Source organism: Kribbella sp. ALI-6-A (assembly GCF_001984195.1).
GTDB lineage: Bacteria > Actinomycetota > Actinomycetes > Propionibacteriales > Kribbellaceae > Kribbella.
Genome location: NZ_MTQN01000012.1, coordinates 284,467 through 301,732, shown reverse-complemented (window position 1 = coordinate 301,732; position 17,266 = coordinate 284,467). Strand labels below are relative to the sequence as shown.

The following is a 17,266-nucleotide window of genomic DNA, read 5'->3' as shown; positions in this document are numbered from 1 at the left end:
ACTCCTTCGTGGCTAGTGTCCTGCCGGTAACCCTTGCATGTTCTTACGTTCGTTGTCTGGTCGCCGCGCGTCCCGCCACGGGCCCGAGGGCCGCCACGACCACAGCGAGTACGGCGACCCCGGCCAGGGCGGTGGGCAACGACCAGACGCTGGAGGCGGCGCCGACCGCGGCCGGGCCGAGCAGGAAGCCCAGGTAGGCGATCGTGGTGACGGTGGAGATCGCACCGGCTCGTCCCTCGGGCCCGGCCCAGGCACCGGCCATGCTGATGATCGTCGGCGCGCAGACCGACGTACCGAGGCCTGCGATGCCGATGCCGACCAGTGCCACCCAGGGGTTGCCCGCTGTGGCGGCCAGCAGCGAGCCGACCGCGGCAACGGCGCCTCCGGCAACCAGTAGCTGCGCCGGACGGAGTCGGGCGAGCAGGGCGTTGCCGCTGATCCGCCCGGTCGCGGCAGCGGCGGCGAAGACCGCTGGTGCGCTCGATGCGAGACCAGGGGCCGCGCCGAGCGAGGTGTCGAGGTGTACGGCGCTCCAGCTCTGCCAGGCGTTCTCCACGACGTACGCGAGGGCGCAGAGGCCGCCGAAGACGAGCAGTGCAGGTTCCAGCCGCCGCTTCGGCTTGTCGGTCGGCCGGACTGCAACCGACTGCCCTGAGCCGGGGAACAGCAGCAGGACGGCGATCAGCACGATCACCGCGAACACACCGCCCAGCACGAGCAAGGCCCCCGCGCCGGCCGAGCGCAGCCCGGCGGTGCCGAGGCTGGAGACCACCACGGCGATCGAGAACAGGCCGTGGGCCAGGTTCATCAGCGGCTTGCTGGTGTCGGCCTCGGCTGCTGTGCCGGTCGCGTTGATCGCGACGTCGGTGGCGCCGGACGTGACGCCCAGCAAGAAGAGCGCCGCGCCCAGCGAGACCGCCGAGCCCGCGAAGGCGGGCAGCACTCCACAGGCGCCGAACAGGACGACGACCACCGGCAGCACCACACCGCCGTACCGGTCGATCAGGTAGCCGGTGAAGCGCATCGAGACGAGTGCACCGAGTCCGACCATCAGCAGGGCGCCGCCGAGTTGCGCGTCGCTGACGCCCGCCTCGGCGCGGACCGCGGGCAAAACCGCACCCCAGGCGCCCCAGAAAAGACCGAACGCGGTGAATCCAGCGAGTGTCCTGAGCACCCGCTCGAGCTTAGGCCCAGACGCGGTTCAGCAAGTCGGTCAGCGTCGGGTCGAGCACGTCGCGCCAAGCGGTGAAGTTGTGCATGTCGGGGGTTTCGGTGAAGTCGACGTCGAGGCCGAGCGTGGCCAGGTGGGCGGCCATCACGCGGTTGTTGTGCACGTTCTCCTCGGGCGTCCCGGAGGTCATCGCGATCTGCGGGGTGCTGGGCGCGGAGGTGGCCGCGAGCACCTCGTTCACGAAGGCGGTGACCTCGGCGTAGTACTCGAAGCCGGACTCCTGCGGATCCGTGGTCGGCGTGAAGAACGAACCCGACTGGAGAAAGAGCCCGGCGAAGGTGCCCGGATGGCGCCACTCGGCGTACAGGGCGGCGAGGGCGCCGAGGCTCGCGCCCATCAGGACCGGCTGCTTGCTCCGGAACTGCGTGGTGATCGCGGGCAGGACGTGGCCGGTCAGCGCCTCCGCGTACGCCGGGTTGGCGGCGTACCAGAGATTGCGCGAGCCCGGCCGGACCAGCGCCAGCCGGAACGGCGGAAGCGTGCCCTGGGCCACCATCGCGCCGGCGTAGTGCGTGAGGCCGGCGTACAGCGCGAACTCGGGGCCGTCGTGCGCCAGCAGCAGCGGCAGCTCGAACGACGGGGCGATGCCTTCCGGGGACCAGACCTGGACGTCGACCGGTCCGACCGGCGAGGTCTCCACCGGGACCGGCGCCGGTACGCCGGGGATCGGCTCGACCGCGATCCACGCGGGCTCGACGTACCCGGGCAGCGGCAGCCAGGAGTGCTCGCCGAACGCGCCGCCGACCACGCGCGGGTTGGTCGGATCGGTCCGCATCCCCTCGTCGGCCACGTCGAACAGGTACTCCATGCGATGCACCGAGGGACGCGGCAGCCGTAGCTCCCAGCCGTACTCGACCGGCTTGAACTCCAGGTGCTCAGCCGCCAGCCCGAGCTCCTCCCAGAGCCGTACGCCGGGCAGCGTGTGCTCGGGGTCGGCGAGGCGGAACACCACCTCGGCCCCTTCGACCGCGCTCTTCACCTCGTCAGGCATCAGACCACGGTACGGGTCGCTGCCCGGAACCCGGCAATCCCGCCGCCAAACCGATGCATCGGGAATCACTGACAGCCAGTTGTCAGTGTTCGGCGCTACCGTCGCCAGTGAGGAGGCTGACATGGTCGATCTGAGTGACATCCGCGCGGCGACCGACGGACTGCCGCGCAGCTACGAGGTGCTGGTCCGCGACCAGGTCAAGTTCCGGGTCGGCCAGCTGGTGTACCTCGCGGTGTCCCGCGACGAGCGGTCGATGGGCATCGCGTTCCCGAAGGAGGAGCGGGACGCGGCGATCGCCGCCGAGCCGCACAAGTTCTTCCGCCCGGCGCCGTCCGACGAGCGGTTCCGCTGGATCCAGGTGCACCTGGACGCGCTCGACGCCACCGAGCTGCGCGAGCTGGTCCTGGACGCCTGGGCGATGTGCGTGCCGAAGAAGGTCCGGGCGGAGGTCTTCGGCGACGACCGGTGACCGTGCGTACGGCGTACGGTGCCTAGGGCAACGATCTCCTCCCGGAGGATGAGCCGGCTGCGACCGGGGGGGCGACTTCCGTCACAGCGCAATCGTTCCGGCGGCCGATGGCTGAACGCGCTGGGCCCAGCAGGCTTGAGCTATGACCGGAGACTTCCTACCCCGCCGCCGTCAGGCGTCGGTGCTCAGCCAGATCCTGACCGTCCTGCTCGTGCTCGCCGCCGTCGCGGCCGGGATCTGGTTGTCCTTCTAGGACTCCCAGCGCGCTTCGGCTTCGCCGGGCCGGACCACACCGGCCTCGTAGGCGACCACGACGGCCTGGACCCGGCTGGACAGGCCGAGCTTCGAGAGCACGCTGCTGACGTGGGTTTTCACCGTCGTCTCGCTGACGAACAACTTCGCGGCGAGGTCGCGGTTCGACAGCCCGCGCGCCATCCAGACCAGCACGTCGCGCTCACGCTCGCTCAGCTGTGCCAGGACGCCGGTCCACCGCCCGGCGTCGTTGGGCGCGGGCACCGGCGTACCGCCACCGTTGCCCACCTGGCGCTCCAGCTCCACGCACCGCTCGAGCAGAACTCGCGTCGACGCCGGGTCGACCAGCGAGTCGCCCCGGTGCACGGCCCGCACGGCCGACACCAGCAGGTCCGGGTCGGTGTCCTTCAGCAGGAACCCCGACGCCCCGGCCCGGACGGCGCTCAGCACGTACGCCTCGTCGTCGAACGTCGTCAGCACCAGTACGGCGGGCCGGCTGCGCCCGGCGGCCTGGTTGGCCCGGGTGATCCGCTCGGTCGCGACCAGCCCGTCCATCACCGGCATCCGGATGTCCATCAGCACGACGTCCGGGTCGAACCGGTCGATCAGCCGCAGCGCCTCCTCGCCGTCCCCGGCCTGCGCGACCGTGGTCAGGTCCGGTTCGTGGTCGAGAATCATCGCCAGCCCGGTCCGGATCACCCCCTGGTCGTCGGCGACCAGCACCCGGATCTGCTCCGTCATCTCTGCTCCGTCACCGTTGGGGTGGCAACCATGCCTGAACTCTCCATCCTCCGAGGGGTCCGGCCGCGACGGCCAAGGTGCCGCCGACGGCCAGCGCGCGCTCGCGCATCCCGATCAGTCCGTTGCCGCGGCCGCTCTCGTTGCGGCGGGCGGACTCCAGCACGTTCACCGGTGGCGGACCACCGCGTCCGTTGTCGTCGATGGTGAGCAGCTCGCCCTGCGGCCCACTCTGCCAGGTCACCTGGGCCGCGGTCGCCTTCGCGTGCACCATCACGTTGGTCAGTGCCTCCTGGATGATCCGTACGGCGGTCAGGTCGGTGGCACTGGTCAGCTGCCGGCTGCGGGTCGGCAGCGTCATCGTGACGTCCACCCCGACGGCCTTGAGCCGGTCGCCCATCCGGGCCACGTCGGCCAGGTCCGGCACCGGGGTGGTCTCGGCGCCGCTGCCCGGCGAGGCCGTGTTCAGCACGCGCACGGTCTCTCGCATCGCGGTCAGCGCCTCCTTGCCGCTGGTGATGATCCAGCGGACCGCCTCGCGCAGGGCGGCCGGGTTCTGGTCGGCCACCCGGTCGGCGGCCTGGGCCCGGATCACCACCGCGCTCATGTGGTGCGAGACCACGTCGTGCAGGTCCCGGGCGATCCTGGTCCGCTCGGCGGCCGCGACCCGCTCGGCCTCGATCTTGCGCAGCCGGACCAGCTCGGCGTTGCGGTTCTCCAGCACGAGCATGCTCTTGCGCCGGCGCAGGGCGTTCGCGCCGAGCAGCACCATGCCGGCGATCAGCGCCTCGGCGAACACGAACAACGAGAGGTCGATGTAGCCGTACAGGCTGTACAGATCGGTCGGCAGGTTGCGGTAGCGCCGGCTGATCACGATGTCGGAGTTGGCCAGCACGATCGCGACCACGGTCGGCAGTCCGATCATCAGCCCGGCCAGGCTGCCCATCGTGAAGAACAGACAGGTGAACCGGCGTACGCCGCTGGCCGCCGCGACGTACCCGACGACCAGCAGCGGGACGAGGTGGATCTCGGACTGCAGCGCGGCGTTGCTGATCTGCGGCTGCCCGAAGACGTGGATCCCGGCCTGCGAGGCCAGGCCCGTGCCCGCCGCGGCGTACACGAAGGGGTAGAGCAAGGAGACGAAGACCAAGGTAATGCGCGGCAGGCTGCGCCCGGTGGCGACGGTGATCACCAGGAACAGACCGGTCACCACCGAAACGCTCGGGTTGGCGGGCCGCAGCGAACTGTCGCTGACCACGGCCAGCGCCAGGAACCACCCGGCGCCGATCAATGCCGCCAGCAGCACGTCCCGCTGCACCTGCGACATCCGCTTCCACACCTTGCCCAGCGTAGTCGTGGCACTCATTTACCGAATCGGTCGCCCGAACGGGCAATTCCTCCAACTTTAGGACGAGGCCCCGCGTCCGACCTGCTACCCAGGTCCGACTTCCGGGTGTGAAGGACAGTCCTTGGGGCCGATGTGATCGACGCGGTGAACCGAGAGGCTGTTCCCCATGACAAACGACGAGCCACCGCGGCGGAGCCTTTCGGTCCGGGCCCGGTTGCTGTCCGTGACCGGACTCGCAGTCGTCGCGTCGTTGCTGGTCTGGCACGCACAGATCGCCGACTTCGTCGGCCTCGGCTCCGCCGGTGACAAGGCCCCGGTCGTCGCCGCCTCGGGAGCGGCCGGCGACGACGTGCCGGCCCCACCGGTCCGCACCGCGACGGTGAAGCCGAAGCAACCCCCGACCAAGCCACCCCGCAAGACCCCGAAGTCCGAGCGCACCCCCACCGCCGACGCCAGCACGCCGTCCGGCGAGAACGGGCGGTACGACGAGGAGTCGACCGAGGGGATGTCGACCAAGCTGCGGTCCCGGTTGCTGAAGGCAATGGCAGCCGCGAAGGCCGACGGTGTCGTCATCACGATCACCTCCGGACGGCGCAGTGCGGCCAAGCAGCAACGGCTGTTCGACGACGCGGTCCGCAAGTACGGGTCGTACCGGCTGGCAGCGCGCTGGGTGCTGCCGCCGGAGTACTCCGAACACGTCAAGGGCCGCGCGGTCGACATCGGTCCGGCGGCCGGCATGGCGTGGCTGAACCGGAACGGCTACCGCTACGGCATCTGCCGCCGCTACGACAACGAACCGTGGCACTTCGAGGCCACCACCACCCCGGGCCGCAAGTGCCCGCCCCGCGAGCCCTACGCGGTCGCGAAGCGATGACCACCCACGCAACCAGGAGCGCCGCCATGACCACGACCTTGTCCACGACCAGCCACCGGCCGTCCGCCCAGCACCCGGGACGGCGCCGGAACCGCCCGGTCGTCCCGGCGCTGTGGCGTCAGGTCGTCCGCGGCGGCGCGAGGGGAGAGGAACACGCTGTGCAGCCCGAGCCCGACCGGTCGGCGTACACCCAGCTGGAGATCTACGAGGCGGTGCTGTCCGCCTTCGACCGGCGCGACGAGGTGCTGGACGTGATCGCCGCGGCGCCGGACCGGGAGACCGCCGTACGGCGGGTGCGCGGTCTGCTCGACGTGAGCCAGGGGCAGGCGGTCGCGATCGTGGACCTGCCGCTGCACCGCTTCACCGCCGGGACGCGCGACCGGGTCCGGCTGCGCGCGACGGAGCTGCGCAAGGCGCTGACCCGCTGAAGGCTGCCCGCTGGGTTCGGACTCGCCTCGAGAGGTGGAGATTTGAATCAGTGGGGAGGATGGAACCGTGATCACGGTGGAGCAGGCGAAGCGGTTACGCAAGGCCGGCGCGCTCTGGGTGCCCGGGCCGGGAGACCGGTTCGTGGTGCCGGACCGGGAGATGGACGACGACGTGTTCGTGGTCAGCGACATGACCGTCGAGGTGCACGACTATCCCGGTGGCAAGGTGATCGGCTTCAACGGCACCACCGAGTGGGCGCTGGACAGCATCGAGCAGCGCGAGGTGATCTGGCTGCCGCGTGAGGAGCAGCTGCGCACGCTGCTGGGCGAGAACTTCGTCAGCCTGGAAGCCACCGAGGGCGGGTTCACCGTGCATACGAAGGCCGGCAGCACGACGGCTGCCGACGCCGAGCAGGCGTACGCCGAGGCGCTGCTCGACCTGCTCGAAGGCTGAGCTTTTCGATCAGCGGGCGGCTGGGCGCCAGTACTGCTTCTTGTTTTCGTCCCGGACCACGAAGCCCAGCTTGGCGATCTCCGCGCGGAGCTCTCGCAGATCCGCCGCCTCGGAGGCCTTCGCCCTCGCGCGCAGCACAGCGTTGACCGCAGGCGGCAGCTCCGGGTCGTCGTCGACCCAGCGGCGGAAGCGATCGGCGTACGGATCCCCGTCGTCCGACCACGGGTAGCCGTGCGCCCGGAACGCCGCGCCGATCTTCGCGGTGTCGCCCTTGAGCTGGTCGTGCTTCTCGCGCACCAGCTCGGCCGAGTCCCGGTCCTGGATGACCAGCTCCTTGCCGTCCAGAAACACCGCCGCCACCTTGTCGCGGGCGACGACGGTCGTCTTCTCGTTCTTCAGCAACTCGACGTCGTGGTTCGTCACCGTGATGCGCAGCGAGTCGTCCATCGCGATCGCGCCCAGCACCCAACCGGCGACCAGCCCGACCGCGACCATGATCACCTGGGTCCACCACACGTCCCAGCCCGACACCAGCTCGAACAACCATTTCCACGGCACCCACCGCTGGTCGACCGCCCAGTCGGCGATCCGCGGCAGGAAGTAACCCAGCAGTCCACCGACCAGCGGCAGTCCGCCGTACAGCAGGATCTTGTCGGTCGCCGAGTGCCCGACCACCGTCCTGGTGTCCGTCCGCATTCCAGGGCTCCTTCTGCCGGCCTGCACAGCTCACCGACCGTAACAGCGCGCGACGCCGGGGGTCAGCCGTTGAGACGGTTCGCGATACCGAAGTCGGTGCCTGCGAGGCTGGTCGAGACCAAAGTCGCACTGGCGAAGGGAGATCCGCATGGCCGAGGGAATCTGGTTGCGCTTCCTGTCCGGGCCCGAGATCGCGTCGCTCGGACTGACCCGGACGGAGATCGTGGACGCCGTCGAGGAGGCGGTCCGCGACCACGGTGAGGGGCAGACCAGCTTCGAGCCGCGGGTGCACCTGATCCCGGACAACGGCGGGATCGGGCACTTCAACGTCCTGCGTGGGCATCTCAACCGGCTCGGCGAACACGGGGTCAGCGGCGTCAAGGTGGTCGGCGACTTCGTGCCCAATTACCAGGTCGGCCTGCCGAGCGAGCTGGCGGTGGCGACGCTGTTCGACCCGACCACCGGCGTACCGCTGGCGATCCTGGACGCGACGATGATCACCGCGGCGCGGACCGGGGCGATGACGACGGTCGGCGCGCGGCACCTGGCCCGCAAGGACAGCAAGATCCTCGGGCACGCGGGCTCCCGCGGTACGGCGTGGTGGAACGTGACGATGCTCGACGATCTGTTCGACCTGGAGGAGATCCGGGTGACGTCGCGCCGCCCGGAGTCGCGGGAGAAGTTCGCGGAGGAGCTGTCGGCCGAGCTGGAGACGCCGGTGCGAGTCGTCGCCACGGCCGAGGAGGCGTTCGACGGCGCCGACGTACTGGTCGAGGCGACGCGGCTGAACGAGCCGGAGGTGCTGCTGCGGACCGCGGCGGTGAAGCCGGGGGCGTTCGTCGTTCCGTACGGGACGGTGAGCGCGGTCGAGCTGGATCTGCTGGACGTGATCGACAAGGTCGTCGTGGACGACTGGCGGGAGGCGCAGTCCGGCCGCTTCGGTTCGTTGCGGCGGCAGGTCGACACGGGCCGGTTGTCGCCGGAGACTCTGCACGCCGAGCTGGGGCAGATCGTCGCCGGTCAGAAGCCCGGCCGGGAGAACGATGCCGAGCGCACCTTGTTGTGGCATCGCGGTCTGTCGCTGCTCGACGTGGCCATCGCGCACCTCATCCTGCGCCGGGCCGAGCAGGCCGAGGTCGGCACGATGCTCAGGTTCCACTGATGCCGACGGTGGTCGAACGGCCCGAGGATCTGAGTATTACCTCACCCGGCCCGATCGAGCTCTCGCCCGCTCTCCTGGAGACTCTTCGCGCGAATCGCGAGCGCCTGCTGAGCGCTCTGGCTTCAGGAGACCCGGTTTACGGCGTCAACACCGGCATGGGCGCGATGAGCAAACGCCGCCTCGACGACGCCGAACAACGCGTGCACCAACACAACCTGCTGCTGGGCCGCGCCGCCGGCGGGCCACCGTGGCTCCCGTACGCCGAAGCCCGCGCCGTCGTGCTCGCCCGCCTGCGCACGTTCCTCACCGGCGACGCGGGGGCCTCGCCGGAGCTGTGCCTGCAACTGGTTGACCTTCTCAACAGCGGCTACGTTCCCGCGATCCCGCTGGGAGGTGCAGGTTCGGCCGGCGAGATCATCCCGCTGGCCCACGCCTTCGGCCCGCTGGTCGGCATCGGAACCCTGATCGACGCCGACGGCAACCAGCATCCGCCCACGAACACTTCGTTCGAGCTCGGACCCAAGGAGGGAATCGCCTTGCTGGCCGGGATTCCCGGCGCGACCGGACGGGCCTGGTTGCAGCTCGAACTACTTCGGCGCTTGGTGGACCGGATGGGCGAAGCAGCCGCGGGCGCGATCGCCGTGGTGGGCGCGAACCGGGATCCGTACGACCCGCGCGTCGGCCGCGCGGACGAACTGCTGGCCGCCGAGCAGGCGAGGATTCTTCAACTTGCCGGAACCGAAACCTCACCTCGCGCGCTGCAGGCCCCGGTGTCGTTTCGCGTGGCGGGACAGGTGATCTCGCATGGCAGGCGAACGGTTGCGCGGTTGGCGGCGGCGGTCGACCGTGGATTGAACGGGGTCACCGACTCACCCGCGTTCCTGGACGGCGAGTTCCTGGGAACGGCGGGTTTCCACGGCATCGATCTCGCGGCGCACTGCGATCAGGTGGTGGCCGCGCTGACGCATGCCGCGGAGGTGTCGACGGCCCGGATGCACCGCCTGCTCGATCCGGCGGTGACCGGACTGCCGGCGCAACTGGCCCGAGTGCCCGGCCCGCAGGCGGGACTGGTCTCGGTCCACAAGCGCGCGGTGGCGACCACACATGCGCTGCGACGGTTGTCGTTGCCTGCGGCAATCGGTGCGATGGAGACCTCCAACGGCCAGGAAGATGTGCAGACCTTCTCCTGGGAAGCGGCGGGCAACCTCACGGAAGCTGTTCGATGGACGCGCGAAGTTGTTGCGGCTGAGTTGCTGGTCGTTCACCAGGCCTTCGCCTTGTCCGACCGGTCCGTCCCGGACGGGCTGCGCGAACTGCACGCCGCAATCGGCGAAGTCGTGCCGCCGATCAGCGTGGACCGGCCGTTCGGGCTTGATCTGCAGGCGATTCTCGACCACGTGCTCTGAGTGCCGATGGCAACGACCGGTGTCGTGACGGGGTGTTTGCCCTTGGTGACGCCGGGTACCCGGCCGACGTACGCAAGTTGCCCTCAACAAGCGAACGGGGATGGAACCAGATGAGCACCGCACAGGAACTGGAACGCACCATCGGCCAGGACGTCTACGACGTCGAGGGCCAGAAGGTCGGCACCGCGGCGAACCTGTACGCCTCTGACCTGTCCGGCGAGCCGGAGTGGGTGACAGTGAAGACCGGCCTGTTCGGCAGCAAGGAGTCGTTCGTGCCGCTGGCCGGTGCGCACGCGGAGGCCGACGGGCTGCACGTCGGCGCGCCGAAGGATTTGATCAAGGACGCGCCGCGGATCGACGACCAGGGACACCTGTCCGAGGCCGAGGCGGCTGAGCTGTACCGCCACTACAACCTGCGGTCGACGCCGCGCAACGCGCCGGACGGGCGCGGCACGGCCGGGCGGAACCAGGACATGGCCGCTGACCCGGGCACGATGGCCGGCAAGACCAAGGACCGCAAGGGCTCCGGCCGCGAGGAGATGATCCGCTCGGAGGAGCGCCTGCGGGCCGGCACCGAGACGGTCGAGACCGGCAAGGTCCGGCTGCACAAGCGGGTGGTGACCGAGGACCAGCAGGTCACCGTGCCGGTCAGCCACGAAGAGGTCCGCGTGGTCCGCGAACCGATCGAGGGCGGCCGGCCCGGCGCCGAGATCGGGGACCAGGACGTCGAGGTGACGCTGCACGAGGAGCGCCCGGTGGTGGCCAAGGAGACCGTCGCGGTCGAGCGGGTCGGCCTGGACACCGAGACCGTGCGCGAGCAGCAGCAGGTGCACGACAAGGTCCGCAAGGAGCAGGTCGAGGTCGTCGACATGGACGCCGAGGCCAAGCACCGCAAGCACTGAGGTGCCCCTGACACGGGGCCGAGGGCGCTTGGACAGGCGCCCTCGGCCCCGTTGCCGTCGGTCGAGGTGCCGTCAGCTGTGGGTCACGGTCAGGTTGTAGAGCGTGGTCTGCCCGTAGTTGCTGGTGTCACAGGGCGACGAGTTCGTGCAGTTGGCTTGCGTGTAGACGCCGGCCTTGAAGTAGCCGGTGCTGAAGCTGACCGGGATCGTGGTCTGCAGAACGCCGTTGTAGTACGCCTTGATCGACCCGTTGCTGACCACGAACTTGGCCTGGAACCGGGTGCCGAGCACGTAGTTGCTGGTGACCAGCTTGTACCGGGTGTCGTTGTCACGGGTGATGTAGAGGCTGGATCCGTCGATCCGGAACGTCGCCCGGTCGTTGCCGTCGTGGATCTGGCCGGCGATCAGCTGGCGTTTGGTGTTCGGCAGATGGTCGATCGACTGGTCGATCACCATCGTGTGGGTGCCGGAGTTCGACGACCACTTGATCTCGCTGGTGCCGTTGCTCTCCATCTCGCGCAGCTCGGACCGCGCGTAGCTGGTGTTCGGCGTCGTCACGCCGTTGACGGCGTTACGGAACTGGACGCCGGTGCAGGACGAGTTCGGCTTGAACCACGGGTTGACCACGTACGTGCTCAGCCGCGGCCGGGTGATCTGCAGGACCTGCGTGCCGGACTGGTTCGGGTCGTCCAGCGGCAGCTGGAGCTTCCACCGGCTCAGGTTGAGCACCTCGGCCGGATAAGTGCAGGTGGGGGTGGCGGCGGCCGGGCCGGCGCCGGCGCCGGTGAGCACGGCAGCGCTCGCGGCGAGGGCGGAAAGAAGGGCAAGGGGGCGGGTACCACGCATCGTCGAACTCCTTCTTCGGGGCGGGTTATGAGGCGTTGCAGAACCTCCGGTTCAGAACCACTTGGTCTTGTCCACGACGTTGATCAGTTCCTGGCCGGCGACGAACCGCCGGCAGTTCTCCACCAGTACGGCGTACCGGCGCTCGTCCGTGTGCGGGCCGGCGCCGGCGACGTGGGGGGTGAGCAGGACGCCTGGCCGGTGCCAGAGCGGGTGCTCGGCGGGCAGCGGCTCGATCTCGAAGACGTCCAGCGCGGCGCCACGCAGCTCACCGGCGGCCAGGGCGGCGTCGAGGTCGTCGAGCCGCACGGTCGGTCCGCGTCCGACGTTGACGAAGAGCGCGGATCGCTTGCACCGCTGCAGAAACTGCCGGTTGACCATGCCCTCGGTGTCCGGCGTGTGCGGCACGGTGAGGATCACCAGGTCCGCAGTCGGCAGCTGCTCGTCGAGCGCATCGACCGGCAGGACCTCGGCGAAGCCCGGGGCCTCCGAGCGGCGGGCGTCGACGCCGATCACCTTTGTGCCGAAGGCCGCCAGCAACCGGCCTACCTCGGCGCCGACGGCACCGACGCCGATCACCAGCGCGGTGGTCTCCGACAGCGGCACCACTGCGGTCGGCTCCCAGTTGGGATTCCAGGCCGCGTGCTGCTGGTCCTGCACGTACTGCGGAAGCCCGCGGGTCAGCGCGAGGACCATCGCCAGCGTGTGCTCGGCGACATGATCCGTGTACGTCGCGCGCATGTTCGTCACCTGGACGGGATGGGCGACGAGTTCGGGATGGTAGAAGCCCGGCGGTGGTCCGGCCTGCGGTGCTTGCAGCCATCGCAGGCGAGTGGTCGCCGCGAGCAGCTCCGCCGGTAGTACGCCGTACGCCGCGTCGGCCGTGCGGAGCGCTTCGGCGACGTTCGGCTCGTCGGGGCTGAGAACGGTCAGGCCCGGGACGTCCTTGGTCAGCCGCTCCGCCCAGCCGGCGGCGCTCGCGCGCTGCGGCGGGAGCAGCACGAGGGTCGCCTGCCCGCCGGACGGCGCGGCACCGCCTGACACGGCTGGCGCCGGGCCCATGCTGCCTGCGCCTGTCGCGCCTGACGCGGGGCTCATGCCGACCTCGCCTGGCCGGCCTCGAAAACCTCGTGCTGCAAGGGTTCTCCGGCGACGTACCGCGCCAGTTCCTCCGCCATCAAACGGCCGTGGCGGCGTCGTTCGGTGTTGAGCGTCCCGGCCAGGTGCGGAGTCACCACCACGTTCGGCAGCGTGAACAGCGGCGACCCGGACAACGGCGGCTCCGGATCGGTCACGTCGAGTACGGCGAACAGATCCGCCCGCTCCTGCAGTACGGCGATCAGCGCGTCCTCGTCGATCAGTGCGCCGCGGGCCGTGTTGATCAGCGTCGCGTCGTGCTTCATCGACCGCAGCAGGTCGGTCCCGACCACCTTGCGGGTCGCGGGCAACACCGGCGCGTGCAGGCTGACCACGTCGGAGGTCGCGAACAGGTCCTCCAGCGACACCAGTCGAACGCCCAACGCCGAGGCGACCGCGGGGTCGACGTACGGGTCGTAGGCCTGCAGGAGCAGCTCGTGCCGCGCCAACAGCCGGGCCGTCGCCCGGCCGGTCGCGCCGAGCGACATCAGTCCGACCACCGAGCCGTTGGCGCCGGGTTCATCCGATGCCCGCGGCAACGACTCGGAGCGGGCGCGGGAGCCGAGCACGTACCGCCAGCCGTGCTTGAGCGCGTAGAGCACCTGCGCCAGCGTGAACTCGGCGACCGAGGCGGCGATCACCTCGTTGGCCGTGGTCACCCGGACGCCACGCGCCCACGACTCCGGGGTCACGATCGAGCGCACGGAACCGGCGCCGTACAGGACGAGTTGCAGCCGGGGTGCGGAGGCCAGGAGTTCGGCGGTGAGCTGCGGCCCGCCCCAGGACGTGACGAGGACGTCGACGTCCGCGAGCAGATCGGGCGTCAGCTCGGCGGGCGTCAGGGGAGGGGCCGTGATGCGCAGGTGCTTCTCGATCGCGGCGCGCTCGTCGTCGCCGTACACGTCGGGGAACCGGGCGAGGTCCATCGCGTAGAGGCCGTTGAGCATCACTTCACCTCCTGGACGGCGGCGCGGATCGCCGCCCGACGGGCCGGTGACGCCAGGCCGGCGTGGTAGTAGCGCAGTTGCTGGGCACCGGCCGTCACGAGCCGGCCCGCCAGCGACGGCAGCTCGGCCGGGCGGTCTCCGAGGGCGTTGACGTTGGCAACCAACGGCACCTCGGTCCGTGCGGCGGCCGCCTTGAGCCGGGCGATCGCGGACTCCTCGTCGTCCCAGCACTTCACCGTGTACGCCGTGGGCGGGCTCGCGAAGGCGGCCAGATCGATGCCGACGTCCGGTCCGGTGACCTGCGGGTCGTCGGTGGCCATCAGCAAGATCTCACGTCCGCCGGCCGCCGCGGTGATGTCGCGGACCAGGCCACTGATCACGGCCGAGCGATGGTTGTGCAACGCCTGTGTGCGCTCAATGCCGAGGGCATCGACCAGTTGGTCCCCGACCTGGACGCCGTGCTGCAGCTCGCGGTCGAGCAGTCGCCTGATGTCCGCGGACAGTTCGTCGACATCCAGCTGCAGCGCCTGGGAGCAGGCAGGGCAAAGACAAATTGACAGCAGGTCCCGCGCGCCTGGCGACAGGTCGGCGCCGCCGGTCTTCTCATGGGCACTCAGATGGTCGAACCCGAGCCAGCCGCACGCCTCGAGCATCAGCGCCGGGACGTCGTACTGGTCGCAGATCTCCTGAACCAGCCTCAGCGCGTACTCGCGGACGTCGGGCTGCGCCGGGCACAACGCGTGCGCGAACCGTTCGCCGTACGCGTTGCGGACGACGAGCTCGGGGGCCGACCGGCCGAGCACCGAGGAGTGGGTCAGCACGATCCACGCCTCGGTGCGCAACCCGGCAGCGGTCAGCGCGGCGAGCGCCGTCCCGAAGCGATCGTCGTCGTCGACCGCCCAACTCGGCGCCGGCGGCTGGAGTCGCAGGTCTCGCCAGCGATCCGGCCGGAGCCGGAAGTACGCCGCGGCGTGCTCGGCGTGCACGATCCGGTGCCGCGGGTGCCACGCGGTCGTTGCCCGCACCGAGTGGTACGCCGCCTGCAGTGTGACGGTGTCGACGCCGAGCTCCGCGATCCGGGTCACTGCTGCCGGATCGCCGACCAGGTCCCACGTGTAGGCGAAGGCGCCGTGCCTCACCACCGCGGGATCACCGGATCCCAGTCCGGCTGGACGGCGCGCATCGGCGTGATGTCGTCGCGGGTGTCGAAGCCGCACTTCTCGTACTGCTCGGCCAGCCGGGCCAGCGAGTCCACGTCGAGCTCGACCCCGAGTCCGGGGCCGTCGGGCACCCGGACGGCGCCGTCGGTGAAGGTCAACGCACCTTCGATGACGACGTCCTCGACCAGGTACGGGTAGTGCGTGTCGCAGTCGTAGGTCAGCTCGGGTGTCGCGCCGGCCAGGTGGGTCATCGCGGCCAGGCTGATGCCCAGATGCGAGTTCGAGTGCATCGACAGGCCGATTCCGAACGTCCGGCAGATCCCGGCCAGTTCGCGGGACCGCCGCAGGCCGCCCCAGAAGTGGTGGTCGGACAGGATCACCTGGACCGCGTCGACGAGTACCGCGGGCTTCACGTGCGCGAACTCGGTCACGCACATGTTGGTTGCCAAGGGCATCGAAACTTCGCGGGCGACCGCGGCCATCCCGGCGATCCCGCCGGTCGGGTCCTCGAGATACTCCAGGACGCCGTCGAGCTTCCGGCCGACGGCGATGCTGCTCTCGACCGTCCAGCCGGCGTTCGGATCCAGCCGCAGCGGGTGATCCGGGAACTCGGCGCGCAGCGCGAGAATCACGTCGGCCTCATCTTGCGGAGGCAGCACGCCGCCCTTCAGCTTGAGCGACTTGAAACCCCAGCCGTCGACCATCCGGCGCGCCTGCGCGACGATGCCGTCGGCGTCCATCGCCTCGCCCCACGCGTCGGTCGGGTAGTCCGGCAACGGCGTGTGCTCGGCCGGCTTGAAGAACAGGTAGCCGCTGTACGGAACGGCGTCGCGGACCTTGCCGCCGAGCAGGTCGACGACCGGCCGCCCGAGTGCCTTGCCCTGCAGGTCCCAGCAAGGAATCTCGAACGCCGACAGCACCGTGGAAATGGTCTTCTCGTCGCTCGCTTCGCCGACCAGGCCGTGGGTCGCCAGTCCGGCGCCGGCGCCGAGCGTCTCGCGGATGATTCGCTCGAGCCCGTTGAGGTCGAGTACGTCGAGTCCGGTCAGTCGCGGGGCGACCTTGCGCAGGGCGGTGAGGACCGCGAGGTCGCCGTACGTCTCGCCGAGGCCGGTCAGGCCCTCGTCGGTGTGCACCTGCAGGACCGAGCGCAGCGCGTACGGCTGGTGCACGCCGTGGATGTTGCGCAGCGGCGGGTCCTTCATCGCGATCGGCGTGATGTTCACGTCGGTGATCTTCATGCGGCGGCCTTCCGGACGACGGTCAGTCCTTGCTCGAGGAGCTGGTCGAGCTCTTCCAAGTGCTCGGGCAGTGGATCGGTCAACGGCGACCGGACCGATCCGACGTCGACCCCGCGCCGGCGTACGGCGGCCTTGACGAGCGAGACGGCGTACCCGGCGCCCTGGTCGCGGAGCTTGACCAGTGGGAGATAGAACTCGGTGAGCAGCTCGTCGAGCCCGGCTTCGTAGGCGTGCGCGATCTCGGGCGCGAAGCAGTGCACGGCCGACGAGTACGCCTTGACGCCGATCGCGGCGTAGGAGCGAGCGGTCACCTCGGCGGTCGGCAGGCCGTTGAAATAGGTGAGATCAGGGGCGACGGCCATCATCCGCTGCAGCAGGTCGAGATCGCCGACGCCGTCCTTGAAGCCCTTGACGCCGGGGATGCGGGCCAGCTCGGCGACCGAGTCCGGGGTGAAGACGGCGTTGTCGCGCTGGTAGGCGATCAGCGGCAGGTCGGTCGACGCCGCCAGGGCGCGGAAGTGGTCGAGCAGGCCCTGCTGTGACGGCTTGATCAAGTACGGCGGGAGGACCAGCAAGCCGTCGGCGCCGGCTTCGCGGGCCGCGGCGGCGTACTGCTTGGCCATCGCGGTGCCGTAGCCGGTGCCGGCGAAGACCGGCAGCGCGCCGGCGGTCTCGGCGACCGCGGTGCGGACCGCGGCGGCGTACTCGTCGAGCGTCAGCGAGAAGAACTCGCCGGTGCCGCAGCACGCGAAGATCGCGGCCGGGCCGGCGTCGATCTGCCGGCGCAGGTGCTCGCGGTACGGGCCGAGCGCGAGTTCGCCGTCGGCGTCGAAGGCCGTGACCGGGAAGGACGAGAGACGGTCCAGCTGCATGGAATCACCCTGCCTGGTTCGGTAAGCGCTTGCCGATCGACGGTAGTCGCCGGGTGGGACGGTGGCAAGAGGTGGTCTGAAAGCGATTTCAGATCGGCTGGAGGATTCCGCCAGG

At 70.1% G+C, this 17,266-nt stretch carries 18 protein-coding genes; 7 read left to right on the top strand and 11 right to left on the bottom strand.

What is annotated here, in order from left to right:
* Nucleotides 1-43: 43 nt before the first annotated feature.
* Entirely contained in the window at nucleotides 44-1,174 is a 1,131-nt protein-coding gene (locus BWI15_RS28080; protein ID WP_143465892.1) for an MFS transporter, read from the bottom strand.
* Between the two features lie 10 nt (nucleotides 1,175-1,184).
* The gene (locus tag BWI15_RS28075; protein WP_077017567.1) at nucleotides 1,185-2,222 is read right to left on the bottom strand and encodes an alpha/beta hydrolase; all 1,038 of its coding nucleotides are present in this window, start codon (nucleotides 2,220-2,222) and stop codon (nucleotides 1,185-1,187) included.
* 121 nt (nucleotides 2,223-2,343) lie between these two features.
* On the opposite strand from BWI15_RS28075, the gene BWI15_RS28070 reads away from it, so the two are divergent.
* The gene (locus tag BWI15_RS28070; protein WP_077017566.1) at nucleotides 2,344-2,691 is read left to right on the top strand and encodes an MmcQ/YjbR family DNA-binding protein; all 348 of its coding nucleotides are present in this window, start codon (nucleotides 2,344-2,346) and stop codon (nucleotides 2,689-2,691) included.
* A 249-nt stretch (nucleotides 2,692-2,940) separates the two neighbouring features.
* Here the strand turns inward: BWI15_RS28070 and BWI15_RS28065 are convergent, their stop codons facing one another.
* The gene (locus BWI15_RS28065; RefSeq protein WP_077017565.1) at nucleotides 2,941-3,684 is read right to left on the bottom strand and encodes a response regulator; all 744 of its coding nucleotides are present in this window, start codon (nucleotides 3,682-3,684) and stop codon (nucleotides 2,941-2,943) included.
* A 10-nt stretch (nucleotides 3,685-3,694) separates the two neighbouring features.
* On the bottom strand, nucleotides 3,695-5,047 hold the full coding sequence (locus BWI15_RS28060) for a sensor histidine kinase (protein ID WP_077017564.1): 1,353 nt from the start codon (nucleotides 5,045-5,047) through the stop codon (nucleotides 3,695-3,697).
* Between the two features lie 148 nt (nucleotides 5,048-5,195).
* Between BWI15_RS28060 and BWI15_RS28055 the strand changes: the two genes are divergently transcribed.
* The 3 genes from BWI15_RS28055 (at nucleotide 5,196) to BWI15_RS28045 (ending at nucleotide 6,785) form a co-directional block, all read left to right on the top strand.
* Nucleotides 5,196-5,903 (top strand): M15 family metallopeptidase, encoded by a 708-nt coding sequence (locus BWI15_RS28055; protein WP_077017563.1) that lies wholly within the window; start codon nucleotides 5,196-5,198, stop codon nucleotides 5,901-5,903.
* A gap of 26 nt (nucleotides 5,904-5,929) precedes the next feature.
* Nucleotides 5,930-6,331 carry a hypothetical protein gene (locus BWI15_RS28050; RefSeq protein WP_143465889.1) on the top strand — a complete coding sequence of 134 codons (402 nt, stop codon included), beginning with the start codon at nucleotides 5,930-5,932 and terminating at the stop codon, nucleotides 6,329-6,331.
* Nucleotides 6,332-6,398: 67 nt separating this feature from the next.
* Nucleotides 6,399-6,785: a pilus assembly protein CpaE gene (locus tag BWI15_RS28045; protein ID WP_077017562.1), complete on the top strand. Its 387-nt coding sequence runs from the start codon at nucleotides 6,399-6,401 to the stop codon at nucleotides 6,783-6,785.
* A gap of 9 nt (nucleotides 6,786-6,794) precedes the next feature.
* Here the strand turns inward: BWI15_RS28045 and BWI15_RS28040 are convergent, their stop codons facing one another.
* The gene (locus BWI15_RS28040) at nucleotides 6,795-7,481 is read right to left on the bottom strand and encodes a YqeB family protein (protein ID WP_077017561.1); all 687 of its coding nucleotides are present in this window, start codon (nucleotides 7,479-7,481) and stop codon (nucleotides 6,795-6,797) included.
* A 148-nt stretch (nucleotides 7,482-7,629) separates the two neighbouring features.
* Here BWI15_RS28040 and BWI15_RS28035 point away from each other — a divergent pair, with 148 nt between their 5' ends.
* The 3 genes from BWI15_RS28035 (at nucleotide 7,630) to BWI15_RS28025 (ending at nucleotide 10,951) form a co-directional block, all read left to right on the top strand.
* On the top strand, nucleotides 7,630-8,643 hold the full coding sequence (locus BWI15_RS28035; RefSeq protein ID WP_077017560.1) for an ornithine cyclodeaminase family protein: 1,014 nt from the start codon (nucleotides 7,630-7,632) through the stop codon (nucleotides 8,641-8,643).
* Nucleotides 8,643-10,049 carry an aromatic amino acid lyase gene (locus BWI15_RS28030; RefSeq protein WP_077017559.1) on the top strand — a complete coding sequence of 469 codons (1,407 nt, stop codon included), beginning with the start codon at nucleotides 8,643-8,645 and terminating at the stop codon, nucleotides 10,047-10,049. Before BWI15_RS28035 ends, BWI15_RS28030 begins: the two co-directional genes overlap by 1 nt.
* A 110-nt stretch (nucleotides 10,050-10,159) precedes the next feature.
* Nucleotides 10,160-10,951, top strand: coding sequence for a DUF2382 domain-containing protein (locus tag BWI15_RS28025; RefSeq protein WP_077017558.1), 792 nt, complete (start codon nucleotides 10,160-10,162; stop codon nucleotides 10,949-10,951).
* 72 nt (nucleotides 10,952-11,023) lie between these two features.
* Here BWI15_RS28025 and BWI15_RS28020 read toward each other — a convergent pair whose 3' ends face one another.
* Genes BWI15_RS28020 through BWI15_RS27995 form a run of 6 tightly spaced genes read right to left on the bottom strand, consistent with a single transcriptional unit; the run spans nucleotide 11,024 to nucleotide 17,151 of the window.
* Nucleotides 11,024-11,797: a polysaccharide lyase family 7 protein gene (locus BWI15_RS28020; protein ID WP_077017557.1), complete on the bottom strand. Its 774-nt coding sequence runs from the start codon at nucleotides 11,795-11,797 to the stop codon at nucleotides 11,024-11,026.
* A 51-nt stretch (nucleotides 11,798-11,848) separates the two neighbouring features.
* Nucleotides 11,849-12,856: a D-2-hydroxyacid dehydrogenase gene (locus BWI15_RS28015; RefSeq protein ID WP_077017556.1), complete on the bottom strand. Its 1,008-nt coding sequence runs from the start codon at nucleotides 12,854-12,856 to the stop codon at nucleotides 11,849-11,851.
* A gap of 32 nt (nucleotides 12,857-12,888) precedes the next feature.
* Nucleotides 12,889-13,878, bottom strand: coding sequence for a hydroxyacid dehydrogenase (locus tag BWI15_RS28010; protein WP_077017555.1), 990 nt, complete (start codon nucleotides 13,876-13,878; stop codon nucleotides 12,889-12,891).
* Nucleotides 13,878-15,020, bottom strand: a complete 1,143-nt coding sequence (locus BWI15_RS28005; RefSeq protein ID WP_237771492.1) for a hypothetical protein — start codon at nucleotides 15,018-15,020, stop codon at nucleotides 13,878-13,880. The genes BWI15_RS28010 and BWI15_RS28005 overlap by 1 nt, the downstream gene beginning before the upstream one ends.
* Complete coding sequence (locus tag BWI15_RS28000; RefSeq protein ID WP_077017554.1) at nucleotides 15,014-16,279, bottom strand: glucarate dehydratase family protein; 1,266 nt, start codon at nucleotides 16,277-16,279, stop codon at nucleotides 15,014-15,016. The genes BWI15_RS28005 and BWI15_RS28000 overlap by 7 nt, the downstream gene beginning before the upstream one ends.
* Complete coding sequence (locus tag BWI15_RS27995) at nucleotides 16,276-17,151, bottom strand: 5-dehydro-4-deoxyglucarate dehydratase (protein WP_077017553.1); 876 nt, start codon at nucleotides 17,149-17,151, stop codon at nucleotides 16,276-16,278. The genes BWI15_RS28000 and BWI15_RS27995 overlap by 4 nt, the downstream gene beginning before the upstream one ends.
* Nucleotides 17,152-17,266: the final 115 nt, after the last annotated feature.